Origin of the sequence: Arthrobacter oryzae, assembly GCF_031454875.1 — a bacterium.
Lineage (GTDB): Bacteria > Actinomycetota > Actinomycetes > Actinomycetales > Micrococcaceae > Arthrobacter > Arthrobacter oryzae_D.
On the sequence record NZ_JAVDRQ010000002.1, the window covers coordinates 186,550 to 208,706 of the forward strand.

Consider the following 22,157-nt stretch of genomic DNA (forward strand, 5'->3'; position numbering starts at 1 on the left):
GCTGACAGGGTGGGCGGGACCTCATCGGATTCCTTGGAAGGCCCCCCATGTCTGAAACGACCGGACGCAAGTTTGCCCTGCTCCCCATGCTCGGCCACACCAAAGGCAAGCGCAGCCCCGTCACCTGCGCGCTGAAGTGCGACAACGCCTGCTCGGGCGAGGTCTGCAACACCAGTTCAAACAGCTACTTCCGCGACATCGCCTCGGCCACCATGTCCCGCCGCGCCGCCCTGGGCTTCGGCGCCGCCGGCGCGCTCGCCGTCGTGCTCGGCAGTGCCGTAACGTCCGCCGGAACGGCAGTGGCCGACGGCGGCACCGGCCTCGCCGCCGCAGCCAAGGACGGTTTCGGCAAGTCCAAGCTGCAGTTCACCGCGATCCCGTCCATCGCAGCGGACGTGGACACCGTGACCGTGCCGGCCGGGTTCACCTGGCAGCCGGTGATCCGCTGGGGAGACCCGATCTTCAAGGATGCTCCCGCGTTCGACCTCAACAACCAGACCGCGGCCGCGCAGGAGAAGCAGTTCGGCTACAACAACGACTACACGGACATCATCGAGATTCCGGGCAGCAAGGGCCGCCGCGCTGTGCTCTTTGCCAACCACGAATACACCAACGAGAACATCATGTTCCCGGCCAGCATGCCGGCCGCCGATGTCCGGGCAGTGGGGGCTGCCGCGCACGGACTGTCGGTGGTGGAGCTGGAGCGGAAGAACACGACCAAGCCGTGGAGCTACGTCCAGGGCGCCAGGCTCAACCGCCGCTACCTGAACAGCACTGTCTACGAGCTCACCGGCCCCGCCGCCGGATCCGCACTGGTGAAGACCATCGACGACCCGTCCGGCCGCAAGATCAAGGGCACCCTGGGCAACTGCGCCGGCGGCACCACCCCGTGGGGCACCATCCTGTCCGGCGAGGAGAACTTCAACGGATACTTCGTCTCTCCGGGCACGTCCGCCAGCGACAAGCGCTACGGCCTGACGTCGTCGGCCACGGCGCGCAAGTGGGAACTCGACGATCCCCGCTTCGACACCCGCAACGCCGGCTACGCAAACGAGGCCAACCGCTTCGGCTGGATCGTGGAAGTGGACCCGTTCGACCCCACCTCCACGCCGAAGAAGCACTCCTCGCTGGGCCGGTTCAAGCACGAAGGCGCCAACGTCATTGTGGCCGAGTCCGGTCACGTGGTGGCCTACTCCGGCGACGACGAGCGCTTCGACTACCTCTACAAGTTCGTTTCCAAGGAGAAGTACCGCGAGGGCGACCGCAAGCACAACATGACGCTGCTGTCCGCAGGCAACCTGTACGTGGCCAAGTTCACCGGCAACTCTCCGGCCGCCGAAATCACCGGCACCGGCGCGGTACCGGCCGACGGTTCCTTCGACGGCACCGGCGAGTGGCTGCCCCTCGTGGTTGATGGGGCCTCGGCCGTGCCCGGGATGTCCGTGGAGGAGGTCCTGGTCTACACCCGCCTCGCCGCCGACAAGGTGGGCCCCACCAAGATGGACCGCTGCGAGGACGTGGAGCCCAGCCGCCACACCGGCAAGGTGTACGTCGCCTGCACCAACAACTCGGACCGCGGCAAGGCGGGCAAGGAAGGCGCCACCGAGATCAACCCGCGCAATGCCAACCGCGACGGCCACGTCGTTGAAATCACCGAAACCGGCAGCCAGACCTCCACCAAGTTCACCTGGAACCTGTTGATGGTCTGCGGCGATCCGGCCCAGGGCGATGTCACCTACTTCTCCGGCTTCCCGGTGGACCACGTCTCGCCGATCTCCTGCCCGGACAACCTCGCGTTCGACTCCGTGGGCAACCTCTGGATCTCCACCGACGGCGCCCCCTCCGGCATCGGCCGCGCGGACGGCCTGTTCAAGGTCACGCTCGACGGCCCCGACCGCGGCAAGGTGGAGCAGTTCCTGGCCGTCCCGCGCGACGCCGAAACCTGCGGCCCCATCGTGCACGACGACGAGCGCACCGTATTCGTGTCCGTCCAGCACCCGGGGGAGGAAGGCACGTTCGATGCACCGAACTCGTACTTCCCGGACTACGTTCCGGCAGGCACGACGCCGGCGCCCGGCCAGGCGCGTGCCCCGCGTCCGTCGGTGGTGCAGGTCTTCCGCGGCTAGGGGCAGGACGCTCTCTCACGTTTGGTGGGTTTTTGGGCGGACGCTCTCTCACTTCTGGTGGGCTTTTGGGGTGACGCTCTCTCACCTTTCTGGCCGCCCGGCCAGGAGGTGAGAGAGCGTCACCGTTTTGGCGGCAGGAAGTGAGAGAGCGTCCCGGATTTAAGCGCAGGAAGCGAGAGGGCGTCGGAACGGGCCGAGGCTGATAATTTGAGCTTGTGAATAATCCGGTCGAGATGGTTGTCCCCAGAGTCCAGGCAGCTATTGCCCAAGCGTTCGGCGAGGAGTTCCGGACCACGGACCCGGTGATCCGGCCGTCGCAGTTCGCGGACATCCAGATCAACGCCGCCATGGCGCTGGCCAAGAAAGTGGGCCTGCCGCCCCGCGACGCCGCGGCCCGGATCGTGGCGGCGCTCGAGCTCGACGGCATGTGCACCGGCACCGAAATTTCCGGCCCCGGATTCATCAACCTCACCTTCGACGGCACCTGGATCGAGGAACTGCTCAACGCCCAGGCGTCCCAGCCGCAGGGCGGGCCGGAGACGCCAACCCGGCGCGTCGTCGTCGACTATTCATCGCCCAACGTTGCGAAGGAAATGCACGTGGGGCACCTCCGCACCACCGTGGTGGGCGACAGCCTGGTCCGCGTGCTCGAGGCGCTGGGCCACACGGTGATCCGGCAGAACCACATCGGCGACTGGGGCACGCCCTTCGGCATGCTGATTGAGCACTGGCTGGAGATCGGCGAGGACTCGCCCGAGGCGGCGCTGCTGGTGGAGGACCCCAGCGCGTTCTACCAGGCGGCGCGGGCAAAGTTCGACGCATCCGATTCCGGTCCGGATAGCTTCGCGACGCGGGCCCGCCTTCGCGTGGTGTCACTCCAGTCGGCCCACGAGGAGACGCTGGAAGTCTGGCGGCGGCTGGTGGACCACTCCAAGGTCTACTTCAACGCCATTTACGCCACGCTGGGAGTTAGCCTCCAAGACGACCACATTGCCGGCGAAAGCTCATACGATCCCCATTTAGCACAGCTGTGCCAGGAACTGGAGGAGCGCGGCCTGGCCCGCGTCAGCGAGGGGGCGCTGTGCACGTTCCCGGCCGGATTTACCGGCCGTGACGGCGAGCCGCTGCCGCTCATCATCCGCAAGTCCGACGGCGGGTACGGGTATGCGACGACCGACCTTGCGACCATCCGCTACCGGGTCCAGGAACTCCATGCCGACCGCATCCTCTACGTGGTGGGCGCGCCGCAGAACGTCCACCTGCGGATGGTCATGGAGACGGCGCGCGAGGCCGGCTGGCTGCCTGCCGCGGTGGAGGCCACGCACGTGCAGATCGGCAACGTGCTGGGCGAAGACGGCAAGATCCTCAAGTCCCGCTCGGGCACACCGGTGAAGCTCATGGCGCTGCTGGAAGAAGCCGTGGACCGTGCCCGCGCCGTGGTGGATGCGAGCCGGCCGGACCTGTCTGAGGAGGTACGTGCCGTGACCGCCCGGCAGGTGGGCATCGGAGCGGTAAAGTACGCCGACCTCTCCGTCGGCCACGATACCGAGTATGTATTCGATTTCGACCGCATGCTGGCGCTCACCGGCAACACCGGCCCCTATGTGCAGTACGCCGCTGCGCGAATCCGCTCCATCCTTCGGAAGGCGGGGGAGGTGGCCGGCGGCGATGCTGTTGGGGCTCAGGCGGGCGGTGAGCCGACGACGGCGGCGGGTCAGGCGGGCGGTGAGCCGGCGACGGCGGCGACGATCGCCGTCGTCGAACCTGCCGAACGTGCCCTGGCCCTGCACCTGCTCGAGTACCGCCCAACCCTCCGGAGGGTGGGGGAACTACTCGAGCCGCACCGGCTGTGTGCGTATCTGTTCGAGCTCTCGCAGCTGTTCACGTCTTTCTACGACCAGTGCCCGGTGCTGAAGGCCGACGAGTCCGTGCGCGAGTCGCGGCTTGCCCTGTGCTCACTGGTCCTCCACAGGCTCTCCGAAGGACTCGAGCTGCTGGGCATCGAAACCCCGGAAAGCATGTAGCCCTCGGTGCATCGCTACTGTTGCGGGCGGGTTCCCGTGCCGTCCGCGTGCTCTGGAGGCCAGACCACGTTGAAGCGTTCAAAGACAATCTCGTCGTCCTCTGACCATTTGCGGCCGGCTGCGGCGGAGACGCGCATCCAGTAGCGGCGGTGTTCACGCTGCCAACTTTCCAGGGCCAGGTCGTCTTCCCCCTCGTCGCGGGCGAAGGCTGCATCAACGCTCGTGAAAGGGCCGATCCGGATCTCCGTGCTGCGGATGATGATGCGGGGCAGGCCGTCACCGTCGCAAGCTATCCAGTGGGAGCCGATGCGGGGCACCTGGTCGCCGCGGTCAATGAAGTCGGCGACGAGCTCCGCTGTTGCGCGTTTTTTCCCGCTGAGAACAATGCCCAGCAGGTCGTTGGCGAGCCGTTTCGAATCACCGAAGTGTTCCACCGTGTATTCGGGTGACGCAGCCACGGCCTCGGGATGCGCGGCAGCATAGCTGGCCCACATGAGATTGGCCGCTTGAAGATCAGGCGGGGCGACGGTATCTGGATGCACCTCCCCATCGTCGCAGATTCGGAAACGCCCTCCGGCGGCCCTCCCGGGTGAAGTGAGAGGGCGTCCGGGGTGGAGGGGCAGGAAGTGAGAGAGCGTCCGGGGTGGAGGGGCAGGAAGTGAGAGAGCGTCCGGGGTGAGGCGGCCAAGTTGTGACGCTTGACACGTGTTAGGTACTTCATCTACAGTTCCTAACACGTGTTAGGAAGGAAATTGACATGACCGGAGCCACAAACGGGCACCTGCGGGAATTCACCCGCCGTACCGCCCTCGGTGCCCTCGGCGCGGGAATTATCGGAGCAACCGTGGCATCGTGGCCGCGTCTCTCCGGGACGGACATTCCGGGCCGCGGGGACAACAGCCTCAGCATCGCCATCATGGGCACCGCCGCGGACGCCGCCGCCCGCCAGCGCGCCATCGACGCTTTCACCCGTCTCCATCCGGAGATCAAGGTCAAGGTCCAGGCCATCCAGGCCGCGGACTGGAAAGACTTCTTCACCAAGATCCTCACCATGGTGGCCGCAGGCACGCCGCCGGACGTGGTCTACGTTGCCACCGAAGGCGCCCAGCTCTTCGCGGAGAAGCTCGCCCACCCGCTCGACGAATACGTCCGCCGCGACGCCGCCGACATGAGGGAGTTCTTCGACGACGTCCACCCCAGCCTGGTGGAGGCCTTCATGTACAAGGGCAGCCTGTACCAGCTGCCCATGGACTGGAACGCCGCCAACATGTACTACAACACCACGGCCTTCGCGCAGGCAGGGCTGGAGCGCCCGGCGGATGACTGGACCCACATGGACTTCCGCAACAGCCTCGCGGCCATGCGCAAGGCCCGCACCTCGGACTTCACCCCGTACTACTGGACCAACCGGCTCTTCGGCGGTGTGGTGCCGTGGCTCTACGCGAACGACACCAGCTTCCTGAAGGAGTCCAGATCCACCGGAGGGGAGTGGCTCTGGGACGGCTTCTACGCCAATGATCCCTCCCGCAGCCTCCGCTCGGGCGGGTATCAATGGCTGGAGCCCAACGCCAATGACGACCGGGTGTTCGAGTCCTTCGACTACCTCCGCGGCCTGGTCAAGGACGGGCTCGGTGTCCGTCCGGAGGAAGGCGGCGGCGGCTCACTCGTCGGGCTGTTCGCATCCAACCGCATCGGGACCACCCCCGCCGGCGGCTACTGGGTGCAGGGCCTGCACGAGGCCGGAATGGGCGAAAGCGATTTCGACGTCCAGTTCTTCCCGCGCTGGAAGACCCAGCGCCACCAGTTCGGCACCGCCGGCTACGCGATCATGAAGACCGCCAAGGACAAGGACGCCGCCTGGGAGTGGATCAAGTTCAGCTCCAGCCGCGAGGCGATGGAACTGATCTTCCCCAACCCCATCACGACGCCGGCGCGCCGCTCCATGGTCAACGAGCAGCTTTACGCCGGCAAGGGACCCGCCCACTGGAAGGTCTTCTACGACACCCTGGACAGGTTCCCCAGCACCGGACCCATCCCGGCACCGCCGCAGCAGGCCGCCGTCGAAACGGCCCTGATGAAGAACGTATCGCTGGCCGTCAGCGGCGACGAACGCCAGCTCAAGGAGGCCCTCGCCTCCATGCAGCGCGACCTTGAGCTGGCCCTGAGGAGGCAGTCATGAGCACCACCACCCGCTCCCTGGAAGGGCCGTCCGGCAAGAAGCCGTCCGGCAGGAGGCAGTCCGGCAAGGGGGCAGCCGGCGAAACGACGCCGCCCGACGCCAACGCCCCGGCCCAGCACCAGCCCACCGCCAAGTCACGGCAGAGCCAGCGCTGGCTGGCCTGGATCTTCCTGGCACCCACTATCCTCGGCATGGGCCTGTTCACCCTGATCCCGATCGTGGCCTCCGTGGTCCTTGCCTTCTTCCGCTGGGACATCATCTCGGCACCCACCTTCGTGGGCTTCGACAACTTCTCCGAAGTGGTCCAGGACCCCACCGTCCGGGTGTCCTTCCTGAACACCATCGCGTTTGTGGTGGTGGCCGTGGCCCTCCAGCTGGGCCTCGCCCTGGCGCTGGCCATCATGGTTCAGGAAAAGATGCCGGCCTGGCTGCGCGTGTTCTTCCGCTCGGCCTTCTTCTTCCCGCTGATCCTGTCCGCGGCCTCCGTGTCAATCTTCATGCGGTACCTCTTCAACGAACAGTTCGGCGTGGTCAACTGGTTCCTGTCCCTCGCGGGCATCCCTGCGGTGCCGTGGCTCACCACGCCCGGCGGGTCCGCCGCCGTCGTGATCCTTGTGTACGTGTGGCAGAACTTCGGGTTCTCGTTCCTGCTGTTCATCGGCGGCCTGGCCTCCATTCCCGTGGAGACATATGAAGCGGCGTCTATCGACGGCGCCACCGGCTGGCGCAAGCACCTGCACGTCACGCTGCCCCTGCTGAGCCCCACCACGCTGGTGGCCTCGGTGATGGCGATCATCAGCGCCCTGCAGGTGTTCGACCAGCCCTACGTGCTGACCCGCGGCGGCCCCGGCGATTCCACCCGCACCGCCGTCATGGTCATCTTTGAATCGGCTTTCCAGCGCCTCGAATTCGGTCAGGCCTCCGCCATCGGCGTGCTTCTCACCCTGATCATCATGGCCATCACGGCCGCGCAGTTCCGGCTCAGCAAACGATTCGTCTTCTACCAGTAAGGCCAGCCATGACAACCACAACAGACCACGGCCTGGCTGGGCATTCCCCCAGGCTCTCCGAGGGACTCCCGGAAACCTCGCCCACGCGGCGCCGCTTCAGCTGGGCGTTCACCATCCGCATTATGCTGCTTCTGCTCGCGGCCGCCCTGACGCTGGGCCCGGTGATGTGGACCCTTTCCACGTCACTGCGGTCGCCGTCGGAATCCTTCAAGCTGCCGCCGTCGTTCATCCCCTGGAACCCCGACTTCACGTCCTACAGTGAAGTATTCCAGAAGCTGAATATCTTTCTGCTCGTCCTGAACAGTGCCCTGGTGACCGGGCTCATCGCGGTGGGCCAGATGATCTCCGCGGCGCTGGCCGGCTACGCGTTCGCGCACCTGAAGTTCCGCGGCCGCGGCGCACTCTTCTCCATCGTGCTGGCCACCATGATGGTGCCGGTGCAGGTCACGATCGTGCCCGTCTTTATGCTGATCCGCGGCATGGGACTTTCGGACACGCTGCTCGCGCTGATCCTGCCGGCCATTCCGACGGCGTTCGGCACCTTCCTGATGCGCCAGTACTTTATGGGGCTCCCCGCCGAACTGGCCGAGGCCGCAGCGATCGACGGCGCCTCGCCCTGGCGAACATTCCGTTCGGTGTACGCGCCGCTGGCGATGCCCGGCCTGGCCATTGTGGGAATCCTCGCGTTCAACTTCCACTGGAACGAGTTCTTCCGGCCGCTCATCCTGACCATCTCCGAGCAGAACTTCACCCTCCCGCTGGGCCTCGTATCGCTCCAGGGCAACCTGGGAACCGGCAGCATCTCCGTGGTGCTCGCTGGCGTGGTCCTGTCCATGATCCCGGCGCTGGTGGTCTTTATGTTCGGCCAGCGCGCACTGCAGGACGGCCTCACCGCCGGCACCGGCAAATAACCTCCTCACTGAAAGGCCCCGCCATGCCCTCCCCGGACCTCGCCGGCGTCCGCTTCGACGACGTCGCCGCCGCCCACCCCGACCCCGCATTCCCGCGGTTCCACCCGCGTCCCGCGCAGGGCTGGATCAACGATCCCAACGGCGTCAGCCACATCAACGGCCGCTACCACGTGTTCTTCCAGTACAACCCGGACTCAGCCCGGCACCACAAAATCGCCTGGGGCCATGTGAGCTCCGCCGACCTGGTCCGCTGGGAGGAACACCAGGTGGCGCTGCGCCCGCAGCACGGCGGTCCGGATGAGTACGGCTGCTGGACCGGTGTGGTGACGGACGACGGCGGTGTTCCCACCGCTGCGTACTCGGGCGTCCAAGGCGACGGCGGCCACTCACAGGTGGTCATCGCCCGCGGTTCTTCCGATTTGATCACCTGGGACCAGACGGGGCACGTGGCGGCATCGATGCCGACTGACGGTCAGGTCACCGCGGTACGCGATCCGTTCATCTTCCGGTTCAACGGCAAGCGGTACGCCATGCAGGGCGCCGGCCTCGCCAACGGGCACGCCGCACTGCTGCTGTACACGGTGGAGGACATGTCCGACTGGAAGTACCAGGGCATTTGGCTGACCTCGGAGAACCCGGTGGCCGCCAAGTCCACGCCGGCCGAGATCTGGGAATGCCCGCAGCTGGTCCGGGTGCCCGATTCCACCGGCTCCGGGGCGGCGGGCTCTTCCGGGGCGGCGGGCTTCTCGGGCGATTCCGGAACCTGGCTCATGATGTTCTCGCTCTGGTTGTCCGGTGACGCGCACGAGCACGCCAACGGCGTGGGCCACCTGGTCGGTTCTCTGACCGAGGACCCCGAAACCGGGTTGCCGGTCTTCACGCCCCGCGACGGCGGAAAGTCCGACCTCGGACGTGACTTCTACGCGCCGCAGATCGTAGCACTGGAGGACCGGGCGCTGCTGTGGGGCTGGTCCAATGAAGGCCCGGGCCGCGACGGACGCCGCGGTCGCAGCCAGGACGAAATCGACGCCGCCGGCTGGGCAGGTGTCCTGACCTTCCCGCGTGAACTCTCGGTGGTAGACGGCGCGCTTGCCGTCAGTCCCGCTCCCGAAATCAATGCTTACCGTGGGACGCTGACGGCCAGTCAGGCCGAAGGGACCGTTGTGCTGCCGCCGTTTGCTGAGGCTTTGGTGACTGCCGGTTCCGCTGGTTCTGCTGGTGAGGTTGCTGGCGGCGGGGACACCGCCGTCGAGCTCCTGCTCGTGGGGAACGGCAGCCGCCAGACGGTCTTCAGCGGATCCATCGCACCGGGGGAGGAGTTGCGGGTTTTCGTGGACGCCTCACTGGTGGAGGTCTACCGGTCCGGTTCGGTCGCCACAACCCTGCGTGCTTACCCGGCAGCGGGGGAGGAATGGCAGCTGCACCTTCCTTCCGGCGCCACGGCTGACGTCTGGAAACTGGAGCAGCCCGCAGCCCAGGGCTGAGTCTCGGTTGCAGCCCCGGTGCGCCCGCCAATTCGGCGGGCGCACCGGCCTGTTTGGCGGGCGCATTGGGGTTTTGGACTCGGCCGGGTGTTACCGCCAGGCCTGCTGGTACCGCCCGCCGGCTACCACCCGGGCGGGTGTTTACCGCCCGGCTGGAACGGGGCCGGTGGAATCCCGGACCACGAGGCGGCAAGGAACCATCGTCTCCGCGCTGGCAGCGGGTTCCGCGCCGATAGCGGCGTTGGCGCCGGCACCCGAGCCGCCGTCGTCGTCGTTCTTCCCGTTCGGAGTGGCCTCCACCTCGGCGAGCAGCGCCGTCATCGCCGCGGCACCCATCTCCCGGAGCGGAAGGGCCATGGTGGTGAGCGCGGGGACCATGGCCTTGGCGACGCGGAATTCGTCGTCGTAGCCCATCACGGAAACATCCTGCGGGACGTTCAGCCCCAGCCGGTAGCAGGCCAGTACAACGCCGATGGCCAGACGGTCGTTGGCGCACAGGATCGCGGTGGGGCGGGTGGACGGTTCCATGCCGTCGAGGAGCTTCATGGCGCCGTGGAAGCCGGTGTCGATGTCCCAGCCCACCTGGATGACCCGGTCCTCGTTCACCGGCAGGCCCGCGGCCTTGAAGGCATCGCGGTAGCCTTCGATCCGGCGGGGCGCGGCGGGAGTCAGGGAGTCACCGGCGAGGAAGGCGATGTCCCGGTGGCCGAGGGCCATCACGTGCTCGGCGGCTTCCCTCCCGCCCCGAACCTCGTCCGGGATGACGGCCGGAAGGCCTGCCTCGGGGCGGTCATCGAAGCAGTTGGCCAGGATCGACGGGACCCGGGCCATGTTCGGGGGCACGTTCAGGGGACGCAGCCCCACCGTCACGTACATTAGCCCGTCCACCTGCCGGTCCAGCAGGGTTTCCACGGCACCTTCGTCCCGGGACTCGTCGTGCTCCGTATCCATCACCACGGTGACAAATCCGTGCGACCGCGCCACGGCGTCCGCGCCGGCGATGATGTTGCCGTCGAACGGGCTGGTGACCACCTCGTCCGCCACGATCCCGATGATCCGCGACTGCTGGTTGCGCAGGCTGAGGGCTATCTTGTTCGGCGAGTAGTTGAGCGCGGCGGCTGCTTCCCGGATGCGCTGCTGGCTTTCTGCGGCCACGTTGCCGTCACCCCGCCCGTTGAGCACGAGCGACACAGCGCTGCGCGAGACACCCGCCAGCTTGGCGACGTCCAGTGCGGTGGCCTTGCGGTTCATGGGCTGATCCTCTGGGTGCGAAATCACTGCTTTGCTGCAGTTTACCTAACTCGTGTGAGCCGCGCTCTCCGCGCCACGCTCTCTCACTTGTTGGGGGCCTTTCTTGCGACGCTCTCTCACTATCTGTCGGTTTTCCTGGCACCCTCTCTCACTGCGTTGAAGGAAGTGAGAGAGGGTCCGGGTTTGGGTGGCAGGAAGTGAGAGAGGGTCCTGGTATGGGCGGCAGGAAGTGAGAGGGGATCCGGGGTTGGGCGGCAGGAAGTGAGAGAGGGTTGGGTTGGTGGGAGACTGGACCGGTGACTTCTGAGAACCCGCTGGACCCGCTCGATCCCTATGCCGCTGCCGACGACGCCCCGCTTTCCGAGGGTGACCCCACCGGCTCCCCGGCCGACGCAACACCCGGTACTCGCGGCGACGCGGACACCGCCCCGGCCGACGCAGCACAAGGCACGCTGACCGCAATCAAAGCCGCACGGTCCGCCGTGTCCGCCCTGCTCGACGGCGGCGTCCGCTACGTGGTGGTTTCGCCGGGGTCCCGGTCCGCACCCATGGCCTATGCACTCGCCGAAGCCGACGCCGCCGGCCGTGTGGAACTCCTCGTCCGGATCGACGAGCGGTCCGCCGGATTCACTGCCCTGGGCCTTGCCCTCTCCACGGGAGCGCCGGCTGCCGTGCTCACCACGTCCGGCACCGCCGTAGGGAATCTCTTGCCTGCCGTGATGGAGGCCAACCACGCCGCCGTGCCGCTGGTGGTGCTGTCCGCCGACCGGCCCGACGAGCTGCGCGGCACCGGCGCCAACCAGACCACCGTCCAACTGGACCTCTTCGGCGAGCACGTGCGCTTCGCCGTCGACGTTCCCGCCGGCACCGATCCCGAGCGCGCGGTGGAAACCGCCCTCAGCGCGGCCACCGGCGTGTTCGAAGACGTCGCGCCCGGCCCGGTCCAGCTGAATCTTGCCTTCCGTGATCCGCTGGTCCCGGCAGCCGGCGACCACCTGTCGGAGGCGGAAGGCCGCAGGATGTGGCGGATCGGTCGTGGCCCGGAGCCCATGGCACTCCCGCCCGCGCCAACTACGCTGGAGGAACGGCGCACCGTGGTGCTGGCAGGGCACGACGCCGGTCCCGTGGCCGAGGCCTTCGCCCGCGCCCATGGACTGCCGCTGCTCGCCGAGCCGTCCTCCAACTCACGGTTCGGGCCGAATGCCGTGGGCCCGTACCGGCTCCTGCTGGAGCATTTCGGCCCGGATTCCGCCCAGCCGATCGAGCGCGTGGTCCTCTTCGGCCGGCCCACCCTGTCGCGGCCGGTGTCCGCGCTGCTGGCCCGCGCCGACGTTCCCTCGGCCCTCTACCAGCCTGTCCCCGTGGCCTGGTACGAGCCGGGCCGGCGGACCGAACTCCCGCTGGATAACCTGGCGGACCTCGCCGACTTCTCCGGCCGCGGAGCCTCGGCCTGGCTCGATGCCTGGCTGTTGGCCGGTGCCGCCGCCCAGCACGCGCTCGACCAGGTGCTGTCCGGGGAAGACGCGGCAACCGGGCCGTCCGTCGGCGCGCTGGTGTGGAAGCACGCGCGCGGCCAACTGATGCTGGGGTCCTCCAACGGCATCCGCGACGTGGACCTCGCCGGTCAGCCCCTGCCCGAACCGCAGGCCACGGTCTTCGCCAACCGCGGCCTCGCCGGGATCGACGGCACCATTTCCACCGCCACGGGCATCGCCTGGGGCGGCCGCCAGGAGACTACCCTCCTGCTGGGGGACGTCACCTTCCTGCACGACGCCGGCAGCCTCCTCCTGGGCTTCGCCGAAAGTGACCCGCTGCTCCGGATCGTGGTGCTGAACGACGCCGGCGGGGCCATCTTCAACCTCCTGGAGCACGGAGCCGTGCAGGCAGCCGGAACGTACGGGAACGCCGTCGAACGCCTCTTCGGCACCCCGCACACAGTGGACATCGCGGCACTCGCCGCAGCGTACGGCGTCGAGCACTGCGCGGTAAGTACGACGGCGGAACTCGCCGAGGCGCTCGCCGCACCGCCGTCGGGCCGCAGCATCATCGAGGTCCGCACGGACCGGCAGGGCCTCCGGGAGTTGCACAGCCGCATCAAGGCCGCAGTGGCGGAGGCAGCGGCGGGAGTCCTGGCCGGCTGACCCGGGACGCCGTTTCGGTCCGAGGACACAGGTTAACCCGCGTCCTCAGACCGAAACGGTGACCCGCGTCCAAATTCAGGCTTTCCACATAGCCTCCCCGGCCTCTGTCGGCCACCCTGCGTGCCCTGCAATGGTGCGGTATGAGCAAGCTTCCCCGCCTGATTCTGACTCGACACTTGGCCGAGACCGGCGCAAGCACCCGTCCGCTGCCGGCAGCCGTGAAATCGGGCTCGCTGGTGCGTATCCGGCAGGGTGTGTACGTGGAGGCTTCAGCGTGGGAGGGGCTTGCCGCGTGGCAACGCTACCGGCTGAAGATCGAGGCGGTTGCCGAGACCTCCATCGTCCCGCCGATTTTCTCGCATCATTCCGGCGCCGTCCTCTGGGGTATCCCCACGATCCAGCGAGGTCAGCCCGTTCATGCCCTCACTACCTTCAGGGGAGGCGGCAGGTCCCGCGGCGGTGTGCGGCGGCACCTGGTGGAGCCTGGAATGCTCGACGTCGACACCGTGGACGGTCTGCTCGTCACCTCACGGGTGGTGACGGTACTCGACCTCGCGGCAGCCGTCCCGTTAGCCGAAGCAATCGTTCCGCTGGACCATGTGCTGAAGCCGGACAACGCCCGGTCGCTCCCCGCACTGACCAGGACTGAGCTTCTCGCCGCGGTGGCCGGACGGTACTCCGCTGCTGCCGAGCGTCGGGTCAGGGCTGCCGTGGAGTTTGCCGATGCCAGGTCCGGGTCTCCAGGCGAGTCATACAGCCGCGGGTTGATTCACACGGCTGGTTTCGCGGCACCAACCCTGCAGCACGAGGTCCGGAGCTCCACCGGCTTCGTGGCCTTTGCCGACTTCTACTGGAGGGGTAGCCGCACCGTAGGGGAGTTCGACGGCGTGGCGAAGTACCTCAGCCCGGAATACCTCAACGGCAGGACTTCAGGGCAGGCGGTGGTGGATGAAAAGCTGCGGGAGTACAGGATCAGGGCGACCGGTCTGAACGTGGTCCGGTGGGTGTGGAGTGACCTGCGGAAGCCGGGCGAGCTGGAAGGAAAGTTGGCGGGTGCAGGCGTGCCCCGCCGTCGTAGAGGGTCCAGGACGCAGAATCGGTCCGGGGACACCGGAATATGAGTGTCCCCGGACCGATTCTGCGTCCTCAGCCGAAGCGTGCCCTACTCGGCGATCTCGATGTGCGTCGGGTCCAGGACGCGCTTGAGGAATTCCTTGGTGCGTGACTGCTTGGGGGCGCTGATGACCTGCTCGGCCACGCCTTCCTCCACCACCACGCCGCCGTCCATAAAGACCACGCGGTCGGCCACTTCGCGGGCGAAGCCCATCTCGTGGGTCACCACCAGCATGGTCATGCCCTCCTTGGCCAGGTTGCGCATGACGGACAGCACGTCGCCCACGGTTTCCGGGTCCAGGGCCGAGGTGGGCTCGTCGAACAGCATGAGCTCGGGGTCCATGCTGAGCGCACGGGCGATGGCCACGCGCTGCTGCTGGCCGCCGGAGAGCTGGTCCGGGAAGCGGTCGGCCAGATGTCCCAGGCCCACGCGTTCCAGGTTCGCCTTGGCCACCTTGTCCGCCTCGCCCTGGGAGCGCTTGAGCACCTTGGTCTGGGCGATGGTGCAGTTCTGCTGGGCGTTCAGGTGCGGGAACAGGTTGAACTGCTGGAACACCATGCCCACCTTGCGGCGCATCCTGTCGATGTCCACATCCGGGTCGGTGGCCTCGAAGCCGCCCACGTGAATGGTTCCTTCGTTGGGCTGCTCGAGCAGGTTCACACAGCGCAGCAGGGTGGACTTGCCGGAGCCGGACGGGCCGATCAGGCAGACAACCTCGCCGGGGGAGACTTCCAGGCTGATGCCCTTGAGGACTTCGTTGGAGCCGTAGGACTTGCGGAGGTCCTTGAGGGAAACCCCGGCGGCATGCACGGCAGTACCGCGGGCGTTGTTTTCGACGTCGTTCATGACTGTCCTGCCTATCGCTTCGTCCGCGCGGAGCGGCTTTCGAACTTCCGGGCCAAAAGGCTCAGCGGGATGGTGATCACCAGGTAGAAGGCACCCGCCACGAGGAGCGGGGTTAGCCCGGCGCCCAGGCTGGAGATGCCGTCGCGGCCGAACTTGGTGAGTTCGTACTGCGAGGCGGTCAGGCCCAGCACATAGATCAGCGAGGAGTCCTTGGTCAGCAGGATGACCTCGTTGGTCAGCGGGGGCAGCACGATCCGGAATGCCTGCGGGATCACGATGGACACCATGGCCCGCCACTGGGGCATGCCCAGGGACCGGGCGGCCTCCAGCTGCCCCTTGGGCACGGCCTGCAGGCCGGCGCGGAGCGTTTCTGCAATGTAGGCCGCGGCCACCATGCCCAGCGAGATCATCACCACAATGGTCACGTTCCACTGGACGCCAAACGCGAGCGGTACGCCGTAGCCGAAGGCGATGAACACCAGCAGTGCCGGGATGCCGCGGAAGAACTCGATGTAGCCGGTGGCGATCCAGCGGTAGAGCGGGAAGCTGGAGAGCTTCATGAGGGCCAGCAGCAGACCGCCGGACAGGCCCACGATGAAGCCCAGGGCCGTGTAGATCAGGGTGTTCTTGAGGCCGATCAGGAAGATGTCCGGGAACATCGGGCCGATTTTGGCGAAGTTGAAGACGCTGTTTCCGATGGTCTTCCAGTCCGTGGCCAGAATCAGCGCGGCCACAGCCACAACGAAGATTCCGGCCTGGACGTAGAGGCTTACTTTGGCTCGTTGACGTGCAGTCATTGCCATGGTGTTCTCACATTCGTTTGCGCAGTTGAGGCCCCGTACAGGCTGTTGTCCAGCGGACTGTCATACAGCGGTACAGGGCCCCAACTTGGTAGGTCACAGGGCTGCCCGGGATTCCCCTGGCCAGAGGGCCCGGGCCGGAGTGTGTGCTACTTGGCGGCCTCGCCGAACCAGGTGGTCTCGAACTTCTCGAGGGTTCCGTCGTCGGTCAGGCGCTTGAGCGTTCCGTTGACCTTTTCGGCCATGGCGGTGTTGCCCTTTTTGATGGAGATGCCCAGCTGCTCACCGGTGGCAAACTTCTCGACTGCCTTGAACTTGGGGTCGTCCTTGATGGCGTAGCCCAGGACGGACTGGTTGCCCAGGGCGGCGTCGATGGTGCCGGCCTGGAGGGCCTGGACAAGGAGGCCGGTGTCCTCGAACTGCTGGGCGTCGAGGCCCTTCTCGGTGGCGTAGTCGGCGCCGGTGGTGGCCTGCTGGACGCCCACCTTCTTGCCCTTGGCGTCGTCCAGGGTCTTGATGCCGGAGCCCTCGCTGGCAACGAGCGCCAGGTCATCGTCCAGGTACGGGGTGGAGAAGTCCATGACAGCCTTGCGGGTGTCGGTGATGGAGATGGAGGAGATGGAGACGTCGCAGCCGGTGAGTGCGGTGCCGGTCTCGATGGCTTCGAAGGAGCTGTCCACAACGCTGAGCTCGGCGTTCAGGTCCTTGGCAACTTCGGCGGCGATGTCCATGTCGAAGCCGACGATCTTGCCGTCCTTCTGGAATTCGAACGGCTCGTAGGGGACGTCGGAGCAAACGGTCAGCTTGCCGGCGTTGATGAGCTGAACCCCGCCCGCGGTGGTCGCTGCAGGGGTGGAGCTACCGCCGCAGGCCGTGAGGGAAAGGGCGCCGACGGCGAGGATTGCTGCTGCCTTGGCGGCCAGCTTTGCCGTGGCGGAGGACATGGGCTGCATAGTTTCTTACCTTTTGTTGCAGGGGTATGCGTGACTAAAACGGTTTATAGTGTAGCGCCGAATAAGAGATGTGCATCACAGGAAACTTAGTTTTACTATTGGATAACCAAACTACCGCTGATTACAAGCCTAGGCGAGGGGCTGGTGTCTGCGATTCCGGACACTCCGCCCAACTGGGTAGCAGTTGATGTCGTTTTGGGCGGCCATAACGACACCTGCTGCTACTTAGTTGGGTGGGGGTGGCGAACCTAGCTCTTGATGCCCAGCGACTCGAGCATCGGCCGGAACTTGGCCCACGTCTCAGCCAGTTCCGCCTCCGGAAGGGAGCCCTCAACGATGCCGCAGCCGGCGTAGAGCCGCACAGTGTCCGGCGCCTCGACGACGGCACCGCGCAGCGCGATGCCCCATTCGCCGTTCCCCGCCGCATCCAGCCAGCCCACAGGTCCCGCGTACGGTCCCCGGTCCATGTGCTCCAGCTTGCGGATCAGCGCCCCGGCCACGGTAGTGGGGGTTCCGCAGACCGCGGCCGTCGGGTGCAGCGCATTGATCAGGGCGAGGCACGTGGGCACATGGCCCTCCACCTCGGTCAGTTCAGCCTTCACATCCGACGCCAGGTGCCACACATTGGGCAGCTCCAGGATGAACGGTTCGCTGTGCGCGTTCATGGCCTCGGAAAACGGCGCCAGCTGGGTCGTGAGCGACTGGATGGCGATCTCGTGCTCGTGCCGCTGCTTCTCGGACCCGGCCAGCACGCGCTCGGCGAATTCCAGCGGCGGGCCGTCCATGCCCTCGGCGTCGCGGCGGTCCAGGGTTCCGGCGAGAACACGTGCCTGGGCCGTGCGCCCCTCCACCTGGATCAGCATCTCCGGCGTCGAACCCACCAGCCCGTCCACGCCGTACGTCCAGCATTCGCGGTACCGGACGGCCAGCTGGCGCAGGATTTCGGCGGCATTCACGCCTTCGGGAATGGTGGCCACGATGTCCCGGGCCAGCACCAGCTTTTCAAGCTTGCCGGTGCGGATTTCCGCGACACCCGCGGCCACTGCCGCCATCCAGTCATGTTCGCTGAGGGAGCCGGTTTCGAGTTTAGGTGCGACGTCGGCAGCCGGTTCGGCGGCAAGCCCGACGCCGGGATGGTTGCCTGAGCCGGGCCCGGCGGCCGAGGCCCCGGGCCCTGTGGCGTTCAGCCCTGTGACGCCCGGGGCGTCCAACGGATCCGCGACCAACGGATCCGCGACCAACGGATCCGTGTCCAACGGATCAGCCTCCAGCGGATCGGCGTCGAGCCAGCGCTGCAGGGCGGCGAGGGCGCCCGCCTCGGTGAGCTCGCCGTCGTCGAACGTTAACTGGGTGAGCCAGGCGCGGCCGTCCCTGACCCCCACCACGATCTCGGGAACAATCAGGCGCGAGCGGTGCGTGGACACCTTGGAGAAGGCGAAAGATCCGAAGGCCACCGGGCCGGTGCCGGGGCACTCCACGGAGTCGGTGATGTCCGCTTCGATGACCAGGTGCCGCCACCAGATGTCGGCCTCCAGGAAACGCTCGGGCCCGGTGGCGGTGAAGCGGGCGATCTCGCCGAAGCCCACCAGGCCGGCTTCGCGGCGGGTCCAGCAGAGGACATCGTCCCGGACCAGAAATGACGGCAGCCCCCCGGAGAATGATCTTCCATCCAGGGGGACTGTCAGTGTCTTGATAATGCCGGCGCGGAACGTACTCGTCATGATGAGATAACAGTACTCCCGAGTCCCGCCGGCACCTTCCCGGGGCCGCCGCCGCGCGGTGCCAGGCCGTGGTTCGTGGGTCCGCCCAACATTTGAGACAATGACATGGTGAACCGAGCATCCTTGGATAAGCGTCCGGACGAAGTAGCCACGATGTTTGACGACGTCGCCCCCAAATACGACGTCGTGAATGACGTCCTGTCCATGGGGCAGACGCGCCGCTGGCGCCGGGTGGTCGTCGAAGCCATGGATGTGAAGGCGGGCCAGCGGGTGCTGGACCTCGCCGCCGGAACAGGCACGTCCAGCGAGCCCTACGCCGATGCAGGGATCGACGTCATCGCCTGCGACTTCTCGCTCGGAATGCTCAAGGTGGGCAAACGCCGCCGCCCGGACATCGACTTCATTGCCGGCGACGCCACCCGGCTGCCGTTCGCGGACAATACCTTTGACGCCGCCACCATTTCGTTCGGCCTGCGCAACGTCAACGAGCCCAAGAAGGCGCTGGCCGAGATGCTGCGCGTCACCAAGCCTGGCGGCAAGCTGGTGATCGCCGAGTTCTCCCAGCCCGTCGTGCCACTCTGGCGCACCATGTACACCGAATACCTGATGCGCGCGCTGCCGGCCATCGCCGTGAAAGTCTCGTCCAACCCGGACGCCTACGTTTACCTCGCCGAGTCCATCCGCGCCTGGCCGGACCAGGACCACCTGGCCGGCTGGCTGCAGGAATCCGGCTGGGAGAAGGTCACGTACCGCAACCTCAGCGGCGGCATCGTGGCCGTCCACCGCGCGCACAAGCCCCTGTCCGGCAGCGCTGCCGCTATCGCCAACCACACCGGCCCCGTGGCGAAGCTCCGCCGCAACATCATCCGGCCGGCGAGCTAGCCGCAACTGCCGTGAACGTACTCATCGTCGGCGCCGGACCAGCAGGGTCCACTGCCGCCTACTACCTCGCCAAGGCCGGCATCCGCGTCACGGTGCTGGAAAAAACCAGGTTCCCGCGTGAAAAGGTCTGCGGCGACGGACTCACGCCCCGCGCCGTCCGGGAGATCCAGAAGCTCGGCCTGCCCCATCCCGAGGAAGGCGGCTGGCGGCGCAACAAGGGCCTCCGCCTCATTGCGGGCGGACGCACCATTGAACTGCCCTGGCCCGAAGTCTCCGATTTCCCCACCTTCGGCCTGATCCGCACCCGGCTGGGCTTCGACGAAGAACTGGCCCGGCACGCCGAGTCGGCCGGCGCCCGCGTCCTCGAAGGGCACAGCGTCACCGAAGCCCTGCGCTCGCCGGACGGCCGCGTCATCGGCGTCCGCGCCGCGCTGCTTGACGAGTCCGGACGCAAGACGGGGGAGACGCGTGACTTCCTTGCCGACGTCGTCCTCGCAGCGGACGGTAACTCGTCCCGAACCGCGGTGTCCCTGGGCATCCAGAAGCGCGACGACCGCCCGCTCGGCGTGGCCGTGCGCACCTACTTCACCAGCCCCCGGCACGACGACGACTGGATGGAAGGCTGGCTGGAGCTCCCCGGCCGCGACGGCGAACTGCTCCCCGGTTACGGCTGGGTATTCGGCGTGGGCGACGGCACGTCCAACGTGGGCCTGGGCATCCTGAACTCCTCCAAGGAATTCGGCCGGCTGGACTACAAGCAGGTCCTGCGCGAGTGGACCGCCGGAATGCCCGCCGAGTGGGGCTTCACGCCCGAAAACCAGGTGGGTGAGATCCGCGGCGCTGCGCTGCCCATGGGCTTCAACCGCACGCCGCACTACTACCCGGGCCTGCTGCTGCTGGGCGACGCCGGCGGGATGGTGTCCCCGTTCAACGGCGAGGGCATCTCCTACGCCATGGAATCCGCCCGCTTTGCGGCCGAATACATCATCGACGCCAACACCTGGCAGAGCCGCTACGCCAAGTGGACGCACGACGACGCCGACCTCCACTTCAAGGGGTACGCGGACTATGTGCGCGGCCAGTGGGGGAGCCACTTCACCTTGGGCCGTGCGTTCGCCTCGGTGATCGGCAAGCCCTCCGTCATGAAGCTCGCGCTCCGGACCGGCATGCCGCTGCCGGCACTCATGAAGTTCGTAGTCCGGCTGATGGCCAACGTCACGGATGAATCAGCCAAGGGATTCGAGGACAGGGTGATCAGGCTCCTGGAGGCGCTGGTGCCTGCCACGTCCAACACCTCTCTGTCCCCGTCCAGCTACACATCCGCGGTTTCCGCAACAAAAAGTTAGGGTTAACCCGTGACGAACTCTGCCAAGCACAGCTGGACCCACGCCGGACACGGCCTGCCGGACTCCAGGGAGCCCGAGCCCAACACCACCGCGATCGCCACAGGACTCCAGCTGCCGGCCGGTTTTGCCGCCATCGCTGCGGACCCGGAGCTCGGCCCCGCCATCACCACCAACCTTGCCCGCGTGGAAAAGAAGCTCCGCGAGGCCATTGCCAACTCCGATCCGCTGGCTGATGCGACGTCGCGTCACCTGGTGGAAGCCGGCGGAAAGCGCATCCGACCCCTGCTGGCCCTGCTCTGCGCCCACCTCGGTGACGCCTCCCGGCCGGCCGTGGTGCAGGCCGCCGTGGTGGTTGAGCTCACCCACCTGGCCACGCTGTACCACGACGACGTGATGGACTCGGCCCCGTTCCGTCGCGGCGCCCCCACCGCGCACGAGGTCTGGGGTAACTCCGTGGCGGTCCTCACCGGCGACCTGATCTTTGCCCGGGCATCCATCCTGGTGTCCGAACTGGGCTCGCGTGCGCTGGGGATTCAGGCCCGCACTTTCGAGCGGCTGTGCCTGGGCCAGCTGCACGAAACCGTGGGACCCCGCCCCGACGAGGACCCGGTGGAGCACTACCTGTCCGTCATCGCGGACAAGACCGGATCCCTGGTGGCTGCCTCCGGCCAGCTTGGTGCCATCTTTGCGGGCGCCGACGAAGCCTACGAACCGCTGCTGGTGGAGTACGGCGAGAAGATCGGCGTGGCCTTCCAGCTGGCCGACGACGTCATCGACGTCACCGGGATCAAGGTCAAGTCCGGCAAATCCCCGGGAACGGACCTGCGCGAAGGCGTGCCCACCCTGCCCGTGCTGCTGCTCCGCAACGCCGCCGCCGAAGGTGACGCGTCCGCCGTCGAACTCCTGAAACTCATCGACGGCGATCTCACCTCCGACGAAGCACTCGCCGCCGCCGTGGCAGGCCTGCGCGATCACCGGGTCACGGCGGAATCGTGGGTTGTGGCCCGGGCCTGGGCCGATGAAGCCATCGCCGCCCTGGCGCCGCTGCCCGAAGGCGTGGTCAAGGAATCGCTGACCAGCTTCGCCCGCGCCGTGGTGGATCGCGCCAGCTAGGACCCCTTAGCGGGCTGCGGGCCCCGCTTTGGCGGGCCGACCGCGGGGCTGGCGCGCCGCCGTCGTGCTTTAGTACTTAAACGGAATGGCCCCGGTTCTTTGCGGCAGTACGAGTCATACGCTGCATCGAACCGGGGCCATTTCTCCGTTCGCATCAGATCCACCGGAGGCATTTAGTGGATCCGTGAATAAGTCTATGACAGCTTTGTCACGAACGCGAATCCGGTGTTAATCGGCGTGTCACACATCCCTGGGC

17 protein-coding genes are annotated in these 22,157 nt (G+C 67.0%); 11 read left to right on the forward strand and 6 right to left on the reverse strand.

Annotation, left to right across the window (positions count from 1 at the left end):
• Positions 1-47 precede the first annotated feature (47 nt).
• Together J2805_RS04090 and argS are read left to right on the forward strand one after the other, a co-directional pair.
• Entirely contained in the window at positions 48-2,126 is a 2,079-nt protein-coding gene (locus J2805_RS04090; RefSeq protein ID WP_309969616.1) for a PhoX family protein, read from the forward strand.
• Between the two features lie 233 nt (positions 2,127-2,359).
• Positions 2,360-4,150, forward strand: a complete 1,791-nt coding sequence (gene argS / locus J2805_RS04095) for an arginine--tRNA ligase (protein WP_309970556.1) — start codon at positions 2,360-2,362, stop codon at positions 4,148-4,150.
• 14 nt (positions 4,151-4,164) lie between these two features.
• Here the strand turns inward: argS and J2805_RS04100 are convergent, their stop codons facing one another.
• Positions 4,165-4,644, reverse strand: coding sequence for an ASCH domain-containing protein (locus J2805_RS04100; protein WP_309970559.1), 480 nt, complete (start codon positions 4,642-4,644; stop codon positions 4,165-4,167).
• 263 nt (positions 4,645-4,907) lie between these two features.
• Between J2805_RS04100 and J2805_RS04105 the strand changes: the two genes are divergently transcribed.
• Genes J2805_RS04105 through J2805_RS04120 form a run of 4 tightly spaced genes read left to right on the forward strand, consistent with a single transcriptional unit; the run spans position 4,908 to position 9,734 of the window.
• Positions 4,908-6,329: an extracellular solute-binding protein gene (locus tag J2805_RS04105; protein ID WP_309969617.1), complete on the forward strand. Its 1,422-nt coding sequence runs from the start codon at positions 4,908-4,910 to the stop codon at positions 6,327-6,329.
• Complete coding sequence (locus J2805_RS04110; RefSeq protein WP_309969620.1) at positions 6,326-7,339, forward strand: carbohydrate ABC transporter permease; 1,014 nt, start codon at positions 6,326-6,328, stop codon at positions 7,337-7,339. The genes J2805_RS04105 and J2805_RS04110 overlap by 4 nt, the downstream gene beginning before the upstream one ends.
• A gap of 8 nt (positions 7,340-7,347) precedes the next feature.
• The gene (locus J2805_RS04115) at positions 7,348-8,250 is read left to right on the forward strand and encodes a carbohydrate ABC transporter permease (RefSeq protein WP_396134208.1); all 903 of its coding nucleotides are present in this window, start codon (positions 7,348-7,350) and stop codon (positions 8,248-8,250) included.
• 23 nt (positions 8,251-8,273) lie between these two features.
• Positions 8,274-9,734, forward strand: a complete 1,461-nt coding sequence (locus tag J2805_RS04120) for a glycoside hydrolase family 32 protein (RefSeq protein WP_309969623.1) — start codon at positions 8,274-8,276, stop codon at positions 9,732-9,734.
• A 141-nt stretch (positions 9,735-9,875) separates the two neighbouring features.
• Here J2805_RS04120 and J2805_RS04125 read toward each other — a convergent pair whose 3' ends face one another.
• Entirely contained in the window at positions 9,876-10,985 is a 1,110-nt protein-coding gene (locus J2805_RS04125) for a LacI family DNA-binding transcriptional regulator (RefSeq protein ID WP_309969627.1), read from the reverse strand.
• 296 nt (positions 10,986-11,281) lie between these two features.
• Between J2805_RS04125 and menD the strand changes: the two genes are divergently transcribed.
• Positions 11,282-13,126, forward strand: coding sequence for a 2-succinyl-5-enolpyruvyl-6-hydroxy-3-cyclohexene-1-carboxylic-acid synthase (menD, locus tag J2805_RS04130; RefSeq protein WP_309969631.1), 1,845 nt, complete (start codon positions 11,282-11,284; stop codon positions 13,124-13,126).
• Positions 13,127-13,266: 140 nt separating this feature from the next.
• Entirely contained in the window at positions 13,267-14,247 is a 981-nt protein-coding gene (locus J2805_RS04135) for a hypothetical protein (protein ID WP_309969634.1), read from the forward strand.
• A gap of 41 nt (positions 14,248-14,288) precedes the next feature.
• Here the strand turns inward: J2805_RS04135 and J2805_RS04140 are convergent, their stop codons facing one another.
• The 4 genes from J2805_RS04140 to J2805_RS04155 all read right to left on the reverse strand — a co-directional run bounded on the left by J2805_RS04140 (position 14,289) and on the right by J2805_RS04155 (position 18,560).
• Positions 14,289-15,086 carry an amino acid ABC transporter ATP-binding protein gene (locus J2805_RS04140; protein WP_309969637.1) on the reverse strand — a complete coding sequence of 266 codons (798 nt, stop codon included), beginning with the start codon at positions 15,084-15,086 and terminating at the stop codon, positions 14,289-14,291.
• A gap of 11 nt (positions 15,087-15,097) precedes the next feature.
• Positions 15,098-15,889: an amino acid ABC transporter permease gene (locus tag J2805_RS04145; RefSeq protein WP_104175820.1), complete on the reverse strand. Its 792-nt coding sequence runs from the start codon at positions 15,887-15,889 to the stop codon at positions 15,098-15,100.
• Between the two features lie 146 nt (positions 15,890-16,035).
• Entirely contained in the window at positions 16,036-16,839 is an 804-nt protein-coding gene (locus J2805_RS04150) for an ABC transporter substrate-binding protein (RefSeq protein ID WP_309969640.1), read from the reverse strand.
• 248 nt (positions 16,840-17,087) lie between these two features.
• On the reverse strand, positions 17,088-18,560 hold the full coding sequence (locus J2805_RS04155; RefSeq protein ID WP_309969643.1) for an isochorismate synthase: 1,473 nt from the start codon (positions 18,558-18,560) through the stop codon (positions 17,088-17,090).
• A 108-nt stretch (positions 18,561-18,668) separates the two neighbouring features.
• Between J2805_RS04155 and J2805_RS04160 the strand changes: the two genes are divergently transcribed.
• From J2805_RS04160 to J2805_RS04170, 3 genes are read left to right on the forward strand one after another with little or no spacing between them, the layout of a single operon-like run.
• The gene (locus J2805_RS04160) at positions 18,669-19,442 is read left to right on the forward strand and encodes a demethylmenaquinone methyltransferase (protein WP_309970564.1); all 774 of its coding nucleotides are present in this window, start codon (positions 18,669-18,671) and stop codon (positions 19,440-19,442) included.
• Between the two features lie 11 nt (positions 19,443-19,453).
• Positions 19,454-20,788 (forward strand): geranylgeranyl reductase family protein, encoded by a 1,335-nt coding sequence (locus J2805_RS04165; protein WP_309969646.1) that lies wholly within the window; start codon positions 19,454-19,456, stop codon positions 20,786-20,788.
• A 9-nt stretch (positions 20,789-20,797) separates the two neighbouring features.
• The gene (locus tag J2805_RS04170; protein WP_309969649.1) at positions 20,798-21,901 is read left to right on the forward strand and encodes a polyprenyl synthetase family protein; all 1,104 of its coding nucleotides are present in this window, start codon (positions 20,798-20,800) and stop codon (positions 21,899-21,901) included.
• Positions 21,902-22,157: the final 256 nt, after the last annotated feature.